Below are 16,688 nucleotides of genomic sequence, written 5' to 3'. Positions count from 1 at the left end.
CAACCAAACAAGAGAAAGCCGGATGTTAGCGGGAGCGGTTGAGCTCCCCGACGAGCTCCGCCATCCGCGCCTGGGGCATGACGTTGATGAACATCCCGTGGTCGGTCGCCGGGTCGCGCAGCTCCTCGGCGAAGCTGTCGATCGCGAACGGCCTGCCGGCGGGGATGTCGTAGCCGACCGTGACGCGCAGCCGCGGGATCGGGAACGTCTTCGGCGGGCAGGTGCCCCCGGCCAGCGGGAACACCACGTGCGTGCGGTGCGAGGCGCTGTCGGTGTTGTTGCCGTCCCAGCAGCTGCCGAACTCGTAGCTGCGCAAGGTGGTCGCGCTCCCGCACAGCGGGTACTTCGACGTGTGGCGACCCGGCTGGTCCGAGCAGCCCCACCGCGCCCGCGTGTTCGGGCCGTAGTCATTGGTGAACGCCGCCGGATCACCGGTGATCAGGCGCAGGAACCGCGGCATCGGCAGCACGGGGCTGACCGGGCTGCCCTCGTACCGGATCTCCGCGCTGCTCGGCGCGAGCACCTCACCGGTGTTGCCGTGCAGGCCACCGCCGTCCGCGTGCGCGTCGTGCCCCGTGCCGTCGATCAGGCGCAGCACCGGCCAGTAGTACGTCGACAGGTCGTCCTTCTCGCACGTCGTGGACGCGGCCGCGAGGGAGTCGTCCGTCGACCCGGCGTCCGCCGACCTGTTGCCGACGTACTCGTGCGTGTGATGAGCGCCGAACGGGATGCCGGGCGAGACAACGGGGTTGTCCGCGTTGAGGTGGCGCTCCTCGTTCGCGCCGCACCGGATGACGACGTGCGGTGCCGCGGGTTCGTCCAGCCGCCGGTCGAGCTCGCTGACGTACTGGTCGCGCGACGGCGCGCCGTTCGACGTGGCGCCGAGCAGCGCCGCGGAGCCCGCGACGACGAGGACCGCCAGCACCGCGACCACGAGCGTCGCCGGTTTGTTCGGTGCCACGGCTACGGCCTGCCGGCGGGTTCGCGGGAACGCCCCGTCCCACCAGGACGGTCGACCAGCTTCGCGTACGACCCGCGCAGGTGGTCCTCGGCCGCCTGACCCGCCTCGTCGGCGCCCCCGCCGTTCAGGACAGCGACCAGCGCCGCGTGTTCGGGCACCAGCAGGTCCCGGTAGGCGGCGTCACCGACGGCCCGCGCGAGCAGGAACAGGTGCACCTGGCTGCGGATCGCCCGCCACGCCTCCACCAGCCGCCGATGACCGGTCGCCGCGTACACGGCGTCGTGGAACTCGATGTCGAGCGCGACCCGTTCGGCGTCCGTCCGGGCGTGGCGCATCTTCTCGACGACCGCTTCGAGTGCCGCGGTGTCCTTGCCTGCCGCCGTCCTCATCGCGAGGACGTCCAGTGCCACCCTGAGGGTGTACAGCTCCTCGACGTCCTGCGGCGTGAGCTCGCGGACCTCGGCGACCCGGTGCAGCTCCGACACGACCAGGCCCTCGCGTTCGAGGAGGCCCAGCGCCTCGTGGACCGTGCCGCGGCCGACGCCGAGCTTCGCCGCCAGGTCGGGTTCCCTGAGCGGGGTGCCGGCGGGCAGCTCGCCGCTGAGGACGGCGGCCCGGAGGTGGTCCGCTGCCTGGCCGGCCACGCCTTTGCGCGAGGCCTGCGGATCGGCAGGGACAGGCATGTACGAATGTTGACATTGCTACAAGTGGGGGTCAAACGCGCTGGGTGGAGATGTGGACGGATGACCGGGAAGCGCTCGAAGCGATCCCGGCTCCCGCCCTACCCGGCCGTCACCAGCGGCTGCCGGTCGTGGTTCACCACGCTGACCCCGGCCACGTCCCCCGCCCGCACCATCGCGGACCCGGCCAGCGTCACCTCCCCCTCGTGCGCCCTCCAGGAGCCCGCGGTGAAGGTCCGCCCGTCCTTCGTGTGCACGACGAGCCAGCAGGCCTCGCCGTCCCGCACGCCGTCGACCGTCGCCACCAGCCTCAGGCCGCCTTCGGTGTCGGTGACCCGCACGGCCAGGTGGGCGCCGTCGGCCGAGGTCCCCTGCAGGGCCGCGTCCTCGGTGCCACCCACGCCCATCCCCTGGCCCATCCAGACGCCTCCGGCGAGCACGCCGGCGACGACCAGGGTCGACGACACGGCCGTGATGCGCCCACGGCGACGCACGGCCTGGTGTCGTTCTTCGCGGACTGTGCCCAGCGTGCGCCGGAGCAGGTCGTCCGCGTCCGGCGGAGGCCCGTCCAGCGCGGCCTCCGGTGGCAGCTCTTCCATCAGCATGTCGTTCTCGTTCAACTCGTCGGTGCCCAGGACGTTCGGTGCCATGCGCTGGCGGACGCGGCAATGGACACGGTCACACGGAACGAACCACTCGCATTTCTCCTTCTCCGGTCCCGCGCGCGGCGGCGACCAACACCTTCAGAACGAGCCGTCGAGGGAGTTGGTTCAACTCGGGTACATCGAGGTTGCGCAGCCCACACTGGGAGCTTGACCCAGCCTTCTACCTGCGTTTACGCTCTTATATATGATGTATGACCGCGAGGGAACACTTCCGGCGTCGCGGACGGACTTCGTTCTGGAATCGATCAAAGAAGCGATTCTTCACGGAAAGCTGAAACCCGGTCAGGCGCTCGTCGAAAGCGAACTCGCCGCGACGCTCAACGTCTCGAAGACACCGGTGCGGGAGGCGCTCAAGACGCTCGCCGGCTCCGGACTGGTCGTGATGAGCCCCTACAAGGGCGCCACGGTCCGGGTGGTGGACGCCGAGATGGCCGCGTCCGTCTACGACGTGCGCCTGCTCCTGGAGCCCGAGGCCCTCCGCCGCTCGGTGCAGCTGCGCGCCGACTTCTCCGAGGCCAGGGCCGCGCTCGACGACACGGGGGACCTGGCGCGGCGCAGTCTCGCCAACCGGCGGTTCCACCGCGCGCTCTACGCGGGGTGCGGCAACCCGTTGATGGTCGAGATCCTCGACGGGCTGCGCGACCGGACCGCGCTGATCACCGTGGCGGGCTGGGGGCTCCACCCCACCTGGGAGGCGGAGGACGCCGAGCACCGGGCGATCCTCGTCGTCGCCGAGGAGGGGTTCGCCGACGAGGCGGCCGACCTGCTGCGCCGCCACGTCCAGACCTTCGCCGACCGAGTTGTCGAGGAGCTCCCCGATGTCGTTCGATGACCTGACCGAGCAGCTGGCGTCCGTCGTGGCGATCACCGTCACGCCGTTCGACGCGGACGGCGCGGTCGACGAGAAGAGCTACGCCGCGATCGTGGACCGGATGGTCGACGGCGGTGTCTCGGTCGTCACGCCGAACGGCAACACGAGCGAGTTCTACACGTTGTCCGCCGCCGAGACCGAGCGCGCGCTGCGGGTCACGGTCGACACCGTCGGGGACAGGGCCGCGATCGTCGCGGGCGTCGGGCACGACCTCGACTCGGCGACCAGGGCCGCGCGGTTCGCGGACCGGGCGGGGGCTCGGGGCGTCATGGTCCACCAGCCGGTCCACCCGTACGTGTCGCTGGACGGGTGGGTGGACTACCACCGGGCGATCGCCGAAGCGGTGCCGGAGCTCAGCGTGGTCCTGTACGTGCGGAACCCGCGGATCGGCGGCGCGCAGATCGCGGCGCTGGCGGACGCGTGCCCGAACGTCGTCGGCGTGAAGTACGCGGTGCCCGACCCGGTGCGGTTCGCGTCGGTCGCGCGGGACGCCGGGCTCGACCGGTTCACGTGGGTCGCGGGGCTCGCCGAGCTGTCGGCTCCGGGGTACTTCGCGGTCGGGGCGACGGGGTTCACGTCCGGGCTCGCCACCGTCGCCCCCCAGCTGCCGGTGCAGATGTTCAAGGCGCTCCAGGTGCACGAGTTCGGGGCGGCGATGGAGTTCTGGGAGTTCATCAGGAGGTTCGAGGAACTGCGGGCGGCGGACGAGTCGGCGGGCAACGTGTCCGTCGTGAAGGAAGCGTTGGCGCAGCTGGGGTTGTGCCGCCGGGACGTCCGGCCTCCCGCGAGCGTGCTGGACGAGGCCGGCCGGTCGGCCGTCGGCGTGCTGCTGAACTCGTGGAGCCTGCTGTGACGTTGCGCAGCGGGCAGTGGTTCGACGGCGAGGGGCTCAGGGCGTTCTCGCACAACGCCCGCATGCGCCAGCTCGGCCTCAACGCGTCCGAGCACCTCGGCAAACCGGTGATCGCGATCCTCAACACGTGGAGCGGCATCAACCCGTGCCACATGCATCTGCGCGAACGGGCGCAGCAGGTCGAGCGCGGCGTCTGGCAGGCGGGCGGTTTTCCCCTGGAATTCCCGGTTTCCACGTTGTCGGAGACGTACCAGAAGCCGACCCCGATGCTGTACCGGAACATGCTGTCGATGGAGACCGAGGAGGTCCTGCGCTCCTACCCGGTCGACGGCTGCGTGCTCATGGGCGGCTGCGACAAGACCACGCCCGCGTTGCTGATGGGTGCCGCCTCCGCGGGCCTGCCGACGGTCTTCGTGCCCGCCGGGCCGATGCTGCGCGGTCACTGGCGGGGCGAGAAGCTCGCGTCCGGCACGGACATGTGGCGGTTCTGGGACGAGAAGCGCGCGGGCACGATCTCGTCCGGTGACTGGGCGGAGATCCAGGCGGGGCTGGCCCGCTCCCCCGGCACCTGCATGACGATGGGCACGGCCTCGACGATGACCGCCGCGGCGGAAGCCCTGGGGCTGACGCTGCCGGGGGCGTCGTCGATCCCGGCCGTCGACTCGGCGCACCACCGCATGGCGGCGGCGTCCGGGACGCGGGCCGTCGAGATGGTGCGCGAGGGGCTGACGATCGCCGATGTCCTGTCACCGCAGGCGTACGAGGACGCGATCCGGACGGTCCTCGCGCTGGGCGGCTCGACGAACTCGTACATCCACCTGATCGCGATGGCCGGGCGGTCGCAGATCCCGTTGTCGCTGGACGACTTCGACCGCCTGTCGCGGGAGACGCCGGTGCTCGCGTCCGTCCAGCCCGCGGGCGAGCACCTGATGGAGGACTTCTACCTCGCCGGAGGGTTGCGCGGACTGCTGTCGCGGTTGCGGGAGTCGTTGCACCTCCAGCGGATCACGGTCACCGGGCGGACGTTCGGCGAGGACCTCGAAGGCGCCGAGGTGCACGACCCCTCGGTGATCCGCCCCCTGGAGAACCCGATCTCCCCCGAGGGCGGGTTGGCCGTGCTGCGGGGAAACCTGGCCCCGGACGGGGCTGTCGTCAAGTACGTGGCGGCTGATCCCGCGCTCTGGCGGCACACCGGGCCCGCCGTGGTCTTCCACGGTTACCGGGACCTGCAAGCGCGCATCAACGACCCGTCGCTGGACGTGACGAGGGAGTCGGTGATCGTGCTGGCCGGTGGCGGACCCAAGGGCGGGCCCGGCATGCCGGAGTACGGGATGCTGCCCATCCCGGACAAGCTCCTGCGCGAGGGAGTCCGGGACATGGTGCGCGTGTCGGACGCGCGGATGAGCGGAACTTCCTACGGTGCCTGCGTTCTGCACGTCGCACCCGAGGCGCACGTCGGCGGGCCGCTGGCGCTGGTGCGGGACGGCGACCTCGTGACGCTGGACGTGCAGGCGCGCGTGTTGCGCGTGGAGATCTCCGACGAGGAGATGGAACGGCGCAGGGCCGCGTGGACGGCGCCGCCGCCGAAGTTCGAACGCGGGTACGGCGCCCTGTACTACGAGCACATCACGCAGGCCGACGAGGGCTGCGACTTCGAGTTCCTGTCGCGGCCCGGGCGCAACCCCGAGCCGAACGCGCACTAGCTCTTCGACTCGACACGGCCGGAGGTGAGCTCGAGCTCCTTCCAGTCGGCGGTTCCCAGCAACTGGCCGCGCAGGTAGGCCGTGGTCAGCCGCAGCACCTCCGCGACCCGTTCCGGGCTCTCGTCGGTGGTCTCCGCGACGTCGTAGCCGGAGACACCGCCGAACCCGTGTTCCGCGCCGAACAGCACGACCAGGTCCTTCGGGCCGGGCGAGAGGTGGTACGGGTCCTCGTGCCACGCCGGGCCGTTCGTCGACAGGTGCTCCGACCCGTCCCTGTCCCCCGCCACGACGAGCGCGGGCGTGGTCATCTCGCTGAAGTCCGTGGTCGTCATGAACGGGTAGCGCTCCAGGACGAGGTCGGTGAGCCCCTCGCCGCGGCCGGTCGAGCCGAGCAGCACGCCCGCCTTGATCCGGTCGTCGCGCAGGCTCACACCGTCGGTCCGCATGCCGAGCAGCAGGCTCGCGGTGTGGCCGCCCATCGAGTGGCCGACGACGGCGATCCTGGTGCGGTCCAAGCGGTTCCGCAGCTGCGGCACGGCCTTCTCGACCTCGTCGAGCCGGTCGAGGACGTGGGTCATGTCCTCGGCGCGCTCCCGCCAGAACAGCGGCGCGCCGGGCGTGTCCTGCGGCAGGGCCAGGGACCTGCTGCTCAGGTGCGTGGGCTGCAGGACGGCGAAGCCCTGCTCGGCCAAGTGGTTCGCGACCGGCGCGTAGCCGTTGAGCGAGGACAGGTGGTTCGAGTAGCCCTGCCCGTGGGACAGCAGGACGATCGGCAGCTCGTCGCCCCCGGTCGGCGCGGAGACCTTCAGCTGCAGGTCGACGGGACGGCCGGGGACTTCGAGCACGACGGGGCTCACCGTGAAGACGGTCATGGGGTTTCTCCTGGGTGCGGCGGACTTAAGCGGAGCGACGTTCCGGAACTATATGGAGCGCTGTTCCGCTTTGTCAACCGCGGCTGGACGGCATCCGCGCCGAGGGACCTGCCACCCGGGGCGCCCTCGAGGCGGCGAAGCCCCGCGGACTCGCAGCCCCGCTTCACACCCCACCGGTCATGATTGGCCCAACCGGCAGCTGAGGGTGAGGTACCAGTGGCAGTCACCATCCGCGACGTGGCTCGGAGAGCGCACGTGTCGGTGGCCACCGTTTCGCGTGCGCTGACGTCCCCCGACCTCGTGCGGCCGGAGACCAGGGCGCGGGTGCTCGCCGCCGCCTCGGACCTCGGCTACCAGCCCAACCGGGCCGCGCGGGGGCTCATCACCGGCAAGACCGGCAACATCGGCATCGTCGTGCCCGACCTCGGCAACCCGTTCTTCACGGGCGTGCTCAAGGCGGTGCAGGCGCGGGCGATGCAGGCGGACCACGCGGTGTTCGTGGCGGACAGCGACGAGGACGCCGTCCTCGAGGCGAAACTGGTGCACGCCATGGCGAAGCAGGTCGACGGCGTCGTGCTCTGCTCGCCCGGCCTGGAGGACTCGCAGGTGCGGGAGGTGGCGGGGGTGACCTCGCTGGTGCTGCTGAACCGGCGGCTGCCCGGTGTGCCCGCGGCGCTGATGGACTCGGCGGGGGGAATGCGGTCGGTCGTCGACCACCTCGTCGCATTGGGACACCGGCGGATCGCCTACCTCAACGGGCCTCGCACCTCCTGGTCCAACCAGGAGCGTCGCCGCGGGCTCGCGGAAGCCGTGGCACGGCACGGGGTGCACCTCGCCGACCTCGGGCCGTTCGCGCCGCGCTACGAGGGCGGGCTGCAGGCGGCCGACCTGGCGGTGGCGGCCGGCACGACGGCGGTCATGGCCTACAACGACGTCATGGCGCTGGGGGTGATCGCGCGGTTGCGCGACCGCGGCATCTCCGTGCCCGGCGACGTGTCGGTGACCGGGTTCGACGACCTCGTGTACGCGGCGCTGAGCTCCCCCGGCCTGACGACGGTGGCGATGCCGGTGGCGCAGGCCGGGCGCACTGCGGTGAACCTGTTGCTCGACCGGCTCGGCGAGGACGGGAGCGGGGCACCGCAGGTCGTGGCGGAGACGCAGCTGATCGTGCGGGGGACCACCGCGCCGCCGCGCGGGTGACGCGAACGCAAGGCGGCCCCGGTGAGGGCGTCTGGGGGGAGTACGCCGTGACCGGGGCCGCGAAGCGGCTGGCCCGAGGGGGAGGGGGCCTGGCGCCGCTTGGTGTCCCACTCTGCCCTGAGCGGAAGGAATCCGCCAGGGTGGATGTACCTGTTTTTGGATTTCTCGTACGTACGGGTTACTCGTAGAGCCCTTCGTACAACGCAGAGTGAAGTCGGTGGACGACGTTCCGTTTGACCTTCAACGTTGGCGTCAGTTCTCCCGCCTCCTGCGAGAGATCCCTGCTGAGCAGCACGAACTTCTTCACTTGCGAAACATTGGCGAAGTGCGAGTTCGCTTCGTCGACGACTTCCTGCAAGAGCGCTCGCACTTCCGGGTGACCCACCAATGATTCGACGTCGGAAGGCAAACCACGGGCCGTCGCCCACGGCACGATCTCGTCGGCGTCGAGTGTGATCAGCGCCACGCAGTAGGGCTTGCGGTCGCCGAACAACACGGCGTGCGAGATCCAGCGGGACTGCCGCAGCGCGTTCTCCACGTTCGCCGGTGCGATGTTCTTGCCGCCCGCGGTGATGATGATGTCCTTCTTGCGGCCGGTGATCGTCACGAAACCGTCCGCGTCGATCTCGCCCAGGTCGCCGGTGTGCAGCCACCCGTCCCGCAGCGTCGCGGCCGTGGCCTCGTCGTTGCGCCAGTACCCCGCGAAGACGTGCGGGCCGCGCATGAGCAGCTCACCGTCCTCCGCGACCGTCATCTCGAGTCCCGCCACCCCGGTCGCGCCGACCGAACCGAGCTTGAAGCGCTCCAGGGTGTTGATGGTGCCCACGGCGGTCGACTCCGTCATGCCGTAGCCCTCCAGCACCGGCACTCCGGCGGCGTGGAAGAACTGGAGCACTTCCTCCGAAATCGGCGCGGCACCGGAAAGGGCCTGCACGAGCCGGCCTCCGAACACCGCGCGCACGTTCGCGAACAACGCGTCGGCCTGTTCGAACGCCGCCGCCATTTCCGGCGGGACGGGTTCACCGGCCGAACGACGCCGCCGCACCTCCAGTCCCAATGCCACGGCCTGCGTGAGCTGGTCCGCGGGCACGGCCGAGGTGACGAAGGTGTAGATCTTCTCGAAAATGCGCGGCACCGACGGCAGGAAAGTGGGTCGCACCTCGGCGAGCTCCGGCACGACCGCTTTCATGTCGCCGCCGAAGTAGGCGAGCGCGCCACCGCGGTACATCGTCGCGAACATGGTGATCTGCGCGAAGACGTGGGCCAGCGGCAGGAACAGGTAAACCGTTCCGGTCATCGCGTCGATGCGGGTCTCCTCCGCGACCCGGCAGAGCGCGACCCAGTTCGCGCTGGTGAGGACGCAGCCCTTGGGCGGGCCGGTGGTGCCCGACGTGTAGATGATCAGGCTCGGGTCCTCCGGCCTGATCGCGGCCCGGCGGGAGTCGAGCTCCGCGGCGAGCGGCGAGGTGCGGCCGGTGTCCTGCAGCCCGGCCACCGTCGGCCGGTCGCCCGCGGGGTCGATCGTGAGCACGGTGTGCAGCTCGGGGAGCTCGGCGCGGACGGCGTCGACCTTGGCGCACTGCCCGTCGTTCTCCCCCACCACGATCGACGCGCCGGAGTCGCCCGCCACCCAGGCGATCTCTTCGGCCGTGGAGGACGGGTAGATCGGCACGACGACGCCGCCGGCGGCGAGCACCGCCAGCTCGACGGCCGTCCACTCCGGACGGGTGTTCGCGAGCACGCAGACCCGGTCGCCCGCCCGGAGTCCGGCGTGGACGAACCCGGACGCGAGGTCCAGCACCAGCTCCGAGACCTCGGCGTAGGTCTGCTCGTGCCACCGCCCGTCCCGCTTGAACCGCCACGCCACCGCGTCGCCGTACGACTGCTCCGCGAGGAACGGCAGGTCGGCTATCCGGCGGACGGCTCGCACCGCGGTCGGGCTGGTGACTCCGGCGGTCATGGCGGCTCCTCGAAGGCGCTGGTGTCGGGGGAACTTCAGGCGGGCACGACCCGCACGCGGGTGCCGTTCAGCACGGCGGTGCCCGAGAGCGGGTCGATGCGCAGGTCGTCGGTGAGGAGGTTGACGTTCACGCCGGCGTGCTCGCGGGCGACGGTGAGCCGCGTGCCGGGCTGGTCGTGGCCCCAGCCGTGCGGCATCGAGACGACGCCGGGCGCGATGTCGGCGGTGACCTCGACCAGCACCTCGACCTCGCCGACGCGCGAGGTGACCTGGGCGGTGGCGCCGTCGGCGAGGCCGATGCGGACGGCGTCGGCGGGGTTCACCAGCAAGGTGCACAACGGCTTGCCCTTCACCAGCGCGGGCACGTTGTGCATCCAGGAGTTGTTGCTGCGCAGGTGCCTGCGGCCGACCAGGACCATCTCGGTCTCGGGCGTCCGCAGGGCCGCGAGCACGCGCGGCAGGTCGTCCACGATCGGCTTCGGGGTCAGCTCGACCTTGCCGGACGGCGTGCGCAGGATCTCGGGCAGCCGCGGGGTGAGAGGGCCGAGGTCGATGCCGTGCGGGTTGTCGAGCAGGTGCCGCAGCGAAATCCCGTACGCGCCGGTGCGGAGCTTGAGGTCCAGCAGGCGTTCCTCGCGCGTCTCGCCCTCGGGTTCGAAGTCGGCACCTGCCTTCTTCTTCAGCTCCGCCAGCTGGAACGCGGCGACGGCGTCGAGGTCGGCCACCGGGCCGAGGCCGCTGAAGATGGTGGCGAGCCGGAAGAAGATGTCCGTCTCGTCGACCCTGCCCTCCTCCAGCGGGATGGCCGCGCGCGAGTACTTCGCGACGTTGCGCGTGGAGTTGTTGAGGAACGCGATGTCGTAGTGGTCGCGGCGGGACGGCGGAGGCGTCGGCAGGATGACGTCCGCGTGCCGCGTGGTCTCGTTGAGGTACGGGTCGACGCTGACCATGAAGTCCAAAGAGGACAGCGCGTCGTTCACGCGCGCGGAGTTCGGCAGCGACAGCGCGGGGTTGCCGCCGATCGTGAACAGCGCCCGCACCCGGCCCTCGCCGGGGGTCTCGATCTCGTCGGCCAACGTGACGGCCGGGAACTCCCCCATCACCTCGGGGTGTCCCTTGACCCGGCTGTGCCAGCGCCCCGTCGTGAACCCCTTGCCGCGTCCGGGTCCGCGCCCGCTGTGGGCGGGCAACGGCCACATGGCGCCGCCGGGCCGGTCGAGGTTGCCGGTCAGGACGTTGAGGACGTCGACGGCCCACGACGCGACCGTGCCGAACTCGACCGTCGTCGTGCCGATGCGGCCGTAGACCACGGCACGGTCCGCGCCCGCCAGTTCCCGTGCCAGCGCACGGATCGTCTCGGCGGCGACGCCGGTGCGTCCCGCGACCGCGTCCGGGCTGAACGGCTCCACGTGCGCGCGGATCACCGTGTGGTCGGTGACGTGCCCGGCGAGGTCCCGCAGGTCGACGAGGTCCTGCGCGAACAGCTCGTGGACGAGCGCCAGCAGCAGGAACACGTCCGTGCCCGGCCGGATCACCACGTGCTGGTCGGCCGCCTGCGCGGTGCGGCTGCGGCGCGGGTCCACGACGACGAACCGGCCGCCGCGCTTCTGCAGCGCCCGGAAGCGGCCCGGCGCGTCCGGCACCGTCCACAGGCTGCCGTTGGACGAGAACGGGTCGGCGCCCAGCACCAGCACGAAGTCGGTGCGGTCGATGTCCGGCACGGGGATAGAGAAGACGCCGCCGAACATGAGCCCGACCTGGACGTGCTTCGGCATCTGGTCGACGGTGCTCGCGGTGAAGACGTTGCGGCTGCCCAGCGCCTTGCGCAGCGGTCCGGCGTAGAGGCCGCCGGCCAGCGAGTGCACGACGGGGTTGCCGAGGTACAGGGCGACCGTGTCGCGGTCCGGGAAGTCCTTCAGGCGTTCGTCGATGTAGGCGAAGGCCTCCTCCCACGTGACCTCCCGGAACTCGCCGTCGCGCTTGACCAGCGGCGCGGTGAGCCGGTCGGGGTCGGCGTCGAGCGCGCCGAGGGAGGCGCCCTTGGGGCAGAGGAAGCCCTTGCTGAACTCGTCCTCGCGGTCGCCGCGCACCCTCGTGATCCGGTCGCCCTCGACCGTCAGCTCCAGCCCGCAGGTCGCTTCGCAGAGCGGGCAGGTCGTGAACACCGTCTTCATGCGTCCCCTCGAGTCAGCTTGTTACCAACCAGTACTAGTCGCCCGCCACCGGGCGCAACCGCCCGGCCGAGGTCAACCCGAACAGCTCACTCACCGCTCGCGCGACCATGTCCGGCCGGGCGAGGACGTGCTCGAACCGGAACCCGATGACGGCTCGTGAACCACCGAGAAGCCCCGTGAGGGCAACGGATCCGTCCTGGTCGGCGCCGTGGCAGACGATCCTGCCGAACGGCGCGAGCGCGTCCAGCGAGGCCGTGAGGGCCCCTCCCGGATCGAGCACGACGTCGACCTGGACGCCCTCGTTCGCCCCGATCACCCGCGCGGCCAGCCCGTCGGGATCCGAGTCGACGGCGACGTCCGCACCGAGTTCCGCGGCCCGGTCGCGACCGGCGGGGGTGGACTCGGTCGCGATGACCCGTCCGGCGGCGAAGCTGCGCGCCAGCTGGACCGCGATGGCACCGATCTCGCTCGCGGCGTCGTGCACGACGATCGACTCGTCGGGCCTGAGATGTGCGCACGTGCGCAGGAGGTGCCACGCCGTGGTGCCCGCTCTCGCCAGCACCAGCGCCTGCGCGTCGGTGACGCCCGCCGGGACCGGCAGCGCGAGACGGCCGGCGACCACCAGCACGCGGCGCCCGTCCTCCACGCGGACCTCGTCGACCGCCTCGGCTGTGCGCATGCGGTCCACCTCACCGGCCGGGCGGGGCGCGCTGTAGTGCGGGTTCCACAACAACTAAGAATCGACGCTGCTCAGAGGGCCGGACGGCCCGGCGCGTCGTCGAGCAGGCGGTACCCGGTCGTGGTCATCCGGCGAACGCACCGACCCGCGGAGTGAGCCCAGGTGGGTACGTCGTGGGGAGGCGTATGGCCAACACGTGTGCACGGGTGGAGCATGTGTGGGTGAACGCCGCACTTCGCACCGCCGTCACCATCGTCGCGGTCGCGATCGCGTACTTCGCGACCGCGCAGGTCGGCCTGGTCCTGGCCCTCGTGGAGGGTCAGGTCACCCCGCTCTGGCTGCCGACGGGGATCGCCGTGGCGGCGCTGCTGGTGTCCGGTCGCCGGATCTGGCCCGGCATCACCCTCGGCGCGTTCGCCACCAACATCACCCTCGGCGCGCCCGTCGCATCGGCCCTGCTGATCACGACCGGCAACACGGCGGCCCCGCTGCTCGCGTGGTACCTGCTGACGCGGTTCGGGTTCCGCCCCGCGCTCGACCGGCTGAAGGACGCGCTGCTGCTCGTCTTCGCGGGTGCGCTGGGCGCGATGCTGGTCAGCGCGCTGATCGGCACGGCGGCGCTGAGGATCGGCGGCGTGGTCGGGTGGAGCGACGTGCCGGCGGTCATGTCGGTGTGGTGGACCGGCGACGCGATGGGCGTGCTGGTGTTCACGCCGTTGCTGCTCACCCTGCCCCGGCACTGGCGCGCCCCACCCGCCCGGATGGCCGAGGCCGCGGTGCTCCTCGCCGCCACCGCCGTGATCGCGTCGTGGGTGACGACGTCGGGGTCGCGGCTGCTGTTCCTGGTGTTCCCGATGCTGATCTGGGCGGCGTTGCGGTTCCAGCACGCGATCGCCGCGCCGTGCGCGGTGATCCTCTCCGTGGCCGCCGTGACGTCCGCCGCCGCGGGGAGCTTCGCCACCGGCGACCTGCCGACCACGATGATCGTGCTGCAGGCGTTCAACGGCTCGGTGGCGCTGACCGGGCTGATCCTGAGCGCCATCACCAGCGAGCGCGACGAGGCCAGGCGGACCGTCGAGCACGCGTGCGAGCAGCTGGCCGACACCGTGGCGCGCTACCGGGAGGAAGGTGTGCGCGAGCGGCTCGGCCGGCTCGTGCCACCGGCCTGACGCGGCGGCCGGGCTCAGCGGCCCCGCATCCCGTCCAGCACGCGGGCGAGCTCCAGCCGTGACGAGACGTGCAGCTTCGCGTAGATCCGCGACAGGTACACCTCGATCGTGCGCGGGCTGTAGTGCAACGCCGCCGCGATGTCGCGGTTGCGCATCCCCTGCTGCACCAGCCGTGCCACGTTCTCCTCGGCCTCGGTGAGCAGCCCCGGCGCCTTCGACCTGGCCCTGGGCACCTTCGCGCCCAGCGCCCGCAGCCTGCTCCCCGCCCGGCGCCGCAGGCCGTGCGCCCCGAGGCGCTGGAACGTCGTGTACGCCTCGACCAGCGCCGGCACCTCGTCGTCGCAGACCTCCCCCAGCGCGAGCCGGGCGCGTGCCTCCTCGAACACCAGCCCGCCCTGCGCGGCCTCGGACACCGCCTCGCGCAACGACTCCCCGTCCCGGCACACGATCCCGCCGACCCGGCGGAGGGTGGTGCGCGACCACGGCGACACCCTCGCGGGCGCCACCTCGGCCAGCCTCGCCCACGCCTTCTCCGCGGCCTCCGGCTGCCCGCGCTCCAGCTCGGCCTCGATCATCCGCGCGATCAGCACGCACGAGTAGGCTGCTTCCAGCCGTGCGCCCGCATTGTCTTCCAGCAACGCACACGCCTCGTCGACCTCACCGCGCGCGATCAGGTACTCGGCGAGCGACACCGCGTGCAGGCGTGAGATGTTCACCGACCGCGGCGCGGGCAGCGCCGCGAGCCGCGCGGCGACGTCGAGCTCACCGCGCCACGTCCTGATCGACAGCTCGACCGCCTGCAGCACTCCGAGCGCCTGGTCGGCCTGCGCGGCCTCGACGTCGGGCCGCCACCGCCCGATGCCGTCCAGCGCCGCGTCCCACCGCCCGCCCAGCCCGTCGAGCGCGACCCGGGCCGCGACCCGTTCGGCCCGGAAGCCGTGCGACCCGACCTGCTCGGCCAGTTCCCCGGCCCGGCGCAGCCGCCAGGACGCGTCGTGCACCAGCCCCGCCAGCGCCGTCGTCGAGGCGCACACCGACAGCGCCTGCAGCTCCAGCACCGGCTGCCCGTCGCTGCACGCCAGCGCCCGGTTCGCGAACTCGACCGTCTCGTCGTGCCGGAACACCAGCGACGTCAGCATCGCGAGGTGCTCGAAGACGATCACGCCCTCGGCCGGTGAGCTGATCGGCAGCGCCTCGACCCTGGCGATCTCGGAGACGGCGTCGTCGTGCCGGCCGTTGTGGACGAGCAGCACGGCCCGCAGCGCTTGCAACGACGCGGGCGCGCCTCCCCGCGCGACCTCGACGTCCGCCAGCGCCAAGGCTTCGGCGGTCCGTCCGACCGAGAACAGCGACGCGATCACCGCCGTGGCGACCCGCGCACGTTCCGAACCGTCCGGGAGCGACTCCAGGGCGGCCAGTCCGGGCTCCACGGCCTGCGCGGGCCGCGACGCCCGAGCCAGCACCCGGCACCGCAGGGCCAGCAGGCCGGCTCGCTCGGGCGCGGTGCGCGGCAACAACCGCAACGCCTTGGCGCACAACGCGGCCGCGGTCTCCGGGGCCGACCCCCTGGCCTGTGCGGCCGCCTCCGCCAGCACGCCCACCGCCACCCGGTCACCGGGCACGGCGGACTCCGCGAGGTGCCAGGCGAGCTGCAGGAGGTCGACCGGCAAGCCCCGCTCCCGGTCGTCCAGCAGCCGCGCGGAGATCAACGAGTGCAGGTGCCGCCGTTGCGCGGGGCCCACCTCCTGGTAGAGCGCCTCACCGACAAGAGCGTGCGAGAACCGATAACCGCGCTCGTCGTCGTGCACCACGATGTGCACGCGCAGCAACTCGTCGAACGCGGCGACCACGGTCTCCTCGGGCAACGACGCCACGCGGGCCAGCAGGGAGATCTGGTCGAGCCGCACCCGCCGGAACACCGCCACCGCACGGGCGACGACGCGGACCTCGCCCTCCAGCGGCGCGACCCTCCTGAGCAACGCCTCCCGCCGGGTCAGCCGGATCGCGTCCGGTGGCACCGCGAGCCGGGCCCGGTCCCCCACGACCGCCACGAGGTCCAGCTCCCGCAACGACCGGGCGATCTCCGTGACGAAGAACGGGTTCCCGTCGGCGCGCTGCCGCACCTCGCGCGCCAGCCCGTCGTCCACCGGGGTCTCGAGCACGGCCTCGACGATCCGGGCGACGTCCTCACCCGACAACGGGGCCAGTTCGAGGCGCAGCACCTCGGCGTGCTGCTCGACGCGGTCCAGCCGGCCGTCCTCGGCCGACCGGCTCGCGGTGACCACCACGAGCGGTGCCGCCGGCACGCGCCTCAACGCGAGCCCCAGCAACGCGAGCGAGTCGTCGTCGACGTGGTCGAGGTCGTCGATCAGCACCGCGGCGGGCCGTTGGGCGGCGAGTCCGGTGAGCAGCCGCACCACCCGGTCGCAGGCCCGCCCGAACCACGCCCCGGAGTCCTCGGTGGTCTCCAGCCCGGCCAGGACCTCCGCCCCGGCCCCACCGGGCGGCAACGACCGCACCAGCGCCGCCACCGCCCCGTACGGGATCCGCCTGCCGAGCACGTCCGACGCCGACGCGAGCACCGGGCAGCCGCGCTCCCGCAGCAGCCGCGCGATCTCGGCGAGCAACGACGTCTTGCCGATCCCCGGCTCACCGCTGACCCGCACGAGCACGAGGCCGGTCGCCGGTGCCTGCTCGACCAGGTCGAGCACGGCCCGCAGCTCGGGTTCGCGGCCCACGAGCGTCGCGGCACGCGGCAGGGTGTCGGCGATGACGGCCTCCCGGCGGTGGTCTGCCCGAAGTCTTCCACGGCGGACCACCGCCGGAGGCGAGACGCGACCCACACCCGGCGCGCGTGGCCCGCGACGCCGGCAGGGACCCGGACCCGTCCCGGGCGGGCAC

The 16,688-nt window shown here is 72.1% G+C and carries 13 protein-coding genes; 5 read left to right on the top strand and 8 right to left on the bottom strand.

All coding sequences use genetic code 11. The annotated features are described in order from the left end of the window. Positions 1 to 25 precede the first annotated feature (25 nt). From V1227_RS38510 to V1227_RS38500, 3 genes are all read right to left on the bottom strand, one after another. Positions 26 to 961: a DUF1996 domain-containing protein gene (locus V1227_RS38510; RefSeq protein ID WP_329790014.1), complete on the bottom strand. Its 936-nt coding sequence runs from the start codon at positions 959 to 961 to the stop codon at positions 26 to 28. A gap of 2 nt (positions 962 to 963) precedes the next feature. After that, positions 964 to 1,644: a GntR family transcriptional regulator gene (locus tag V1227_RS38505; RefSeq protein WP_329790013.1), complete on the bottom strand. Its 681-nt coding sequence runs from the start codon at positions 1,642 to 1,644 to the stop codon at positions 964 to 966. 98 nt (positions 1,645 to 1,742) lie between these two features. Further along, positions 1,743 to 2,291, bottom strand: a complete 549-nt coding sequence (locus V1227_RS38500) for an anti-sigma factor (RefSeq protein WP_329790012.1) — start codon at positions 2,289 to 2,291, stop codon at positions 1,743 to 1,745. Between the two features lie 199 nt (positions 2,292 to 2,490). Between V1227_RS38500 and V1227_RS38495 the strand changes: the two genes are divergently transcribed. Genes V1227_RS38495 through araD form a run of 3 tightly spaced genes read left to right on the top strand, consistent with a single transcriptional unit; the run spans position 2,491 to position 5,733 of the window. Further along, on the top strand, positions 2,491 to 3,138 hold the full coding sequence (locus V1227_RS38495) for a GntR family transcriptional regulator (protein WP_329790011.1): 648 nt from the start codon (positions 2,491 to 2,493) through the stop codon (positions 3,136 to 3,138). Next, the gene (locus V1227_RS38490) at positions 3,125 to 4,030 is read left to right on the top strand and encodes a dihydrodipicolinate synthase family protein (protein ID WP_329790010.1); all 906 of its coding nucleotides are present in this window, start codon (positions 3,125 to 3,127) and stop codon (positions 4,028 to 4,030) included. The genes V1227_RS38495 and V1227_RS38490 overlap by 14 nt, the downstream gene beginning before the upstream one ends. Then, complete coding sequence (araD, locus tag V1227_RS38485; protein ID WP_329790009.1) at positions 4,027 to 5,733, top strand: L-arabinonate dehydratase; 1,707 nt, start codon at positions 4,027 to 4,029, stop codon at positions 5,731 to 5,733. The genes V1227_RS38490 and araD overlap by 4 nt, the downstream gene beginning before the upstream one ends. Here araD and V1227_RS38480 read toward each other — a convergent pair. Continuing rightward, entirely contained in the window at positions 5,730 to 6,605 is an 876-nt protein-coding gene (locus tag V1227_RS38480; protein WP_329790008.1) for an alpha/beta hydrolase family protein, read from the bottom strand. The genes araD and V1227_RS38480 overlap by 4 nt on opposite strands. A gap of 216 nt (positions 6,606 to 6,821) precedes the next feature. Here V1227_RS38480 and V1227_RS38475 point away from each other — a divergent pair, with 216 nt between their 5' ends. Next, positions 6,822 to 7,805 (top strand): LacI family DNA-binding transcriptional regulator, encoded by a 984-nt coding sequence (locus tag V1227_RS38475; RefSeq protein WP_329790007.1) that lies wholly within the window; start codon positions 6,822 to 6,824, stop codon positions 7,803 to 7,805. A 178-nt stretch (positions 7,806 to 7,983) separates the two neighbouring features. Here the strand turns inward: V1227_RS38475 and V1227_RS38470 are convergent, their stop codons facing one another. Genes V1227_RS38470 through V1227_RS38460 form a run of 3 tightly spaced genes read right to left on the bottom strand, consistent with a single transcriptional unit; the run spans position 7,984 to position 12,618 of the window. After that, positions 7,984 to 9,765, bottom strand: coding sequence for an AMP-dependent synthetase/ligase (locus V1227_RS38470; RefSeq protein ID WP_329790006.1), 1,782 nt, complete (start codon positions 9,763 to 9,765; stop codon positions 7,984 to 7,986). Between the two features lie 35 nt (positions 9,766 to 9,800). Then, positions 9,801 to 11,939, bottom strand: a complete 2,139-nt coding sequence (locus V1227_RS38465; protein ID WP_329790005.1) for a molybdopterin-dependent oxidoreductase — start codon at positions 11,937 to 11,939, stop codon at positions 9,801 to 9,803. Positions 11,940 to 11,973: 34 nt separating this feature from the next. Next, entirely contained in the window at positions 11,974 to 12,618 is a 645-nt protein-coding gene (locus tag V1227_RS38460) for a zinc-binding alcohol dehydrogenase family protein (protein ID WP_329790004.1), read from the bottom strand. Positions 12,619 to 12,839: 221 nt separating this feature from the next. Between V1227_RS38460 and V1227_RS38455 the strand changes: the two genes are divergently transcribed. Beyond that, on the top strand, positions 12,840 to 13,787 hold the full coding sequence (locus V1227_RS38455; RefSeq protein WP_329790003.1) for an MASE1 domain-containing protein: 948 nt from the start codon (positions 12,840 to 12,842) through the stop codon (positions 13,785 to 13,787). Positions 13,788 to 13,801: 14 nt separating this feature from the next. On the opposite strand, the gene V1227_RS38450 is transcribed toward V1227_RS38455, so the two are convergent. After that, a complete protein-coding gene (locus V1227_RS38450) occupies positions 13,802 to 16,606 on the bottom strand; it encodes a helix-turn-helix transcriptional regulator (RefSeq protein WP_329790002.1) in 2,805 nt (934 codons plus the stop codon). Positions 16,607 to 16,688 lie beyond the last annotated feature (82 nt).

Source organism: Lentzea sp. DG1S-22 (assembly GCF_036321065.1).
Lineage (GTDB): Bacteria > Actinomycetota > Actinomycetes > Mycobacteriales > Pseudonocardiaceae > Lentzea > Lentzea jiangxiensis.
Note: the sequence above shows the minus strand (reverse complement) of the source record. Positions and strands in the feature narration are given on the sequence as shown.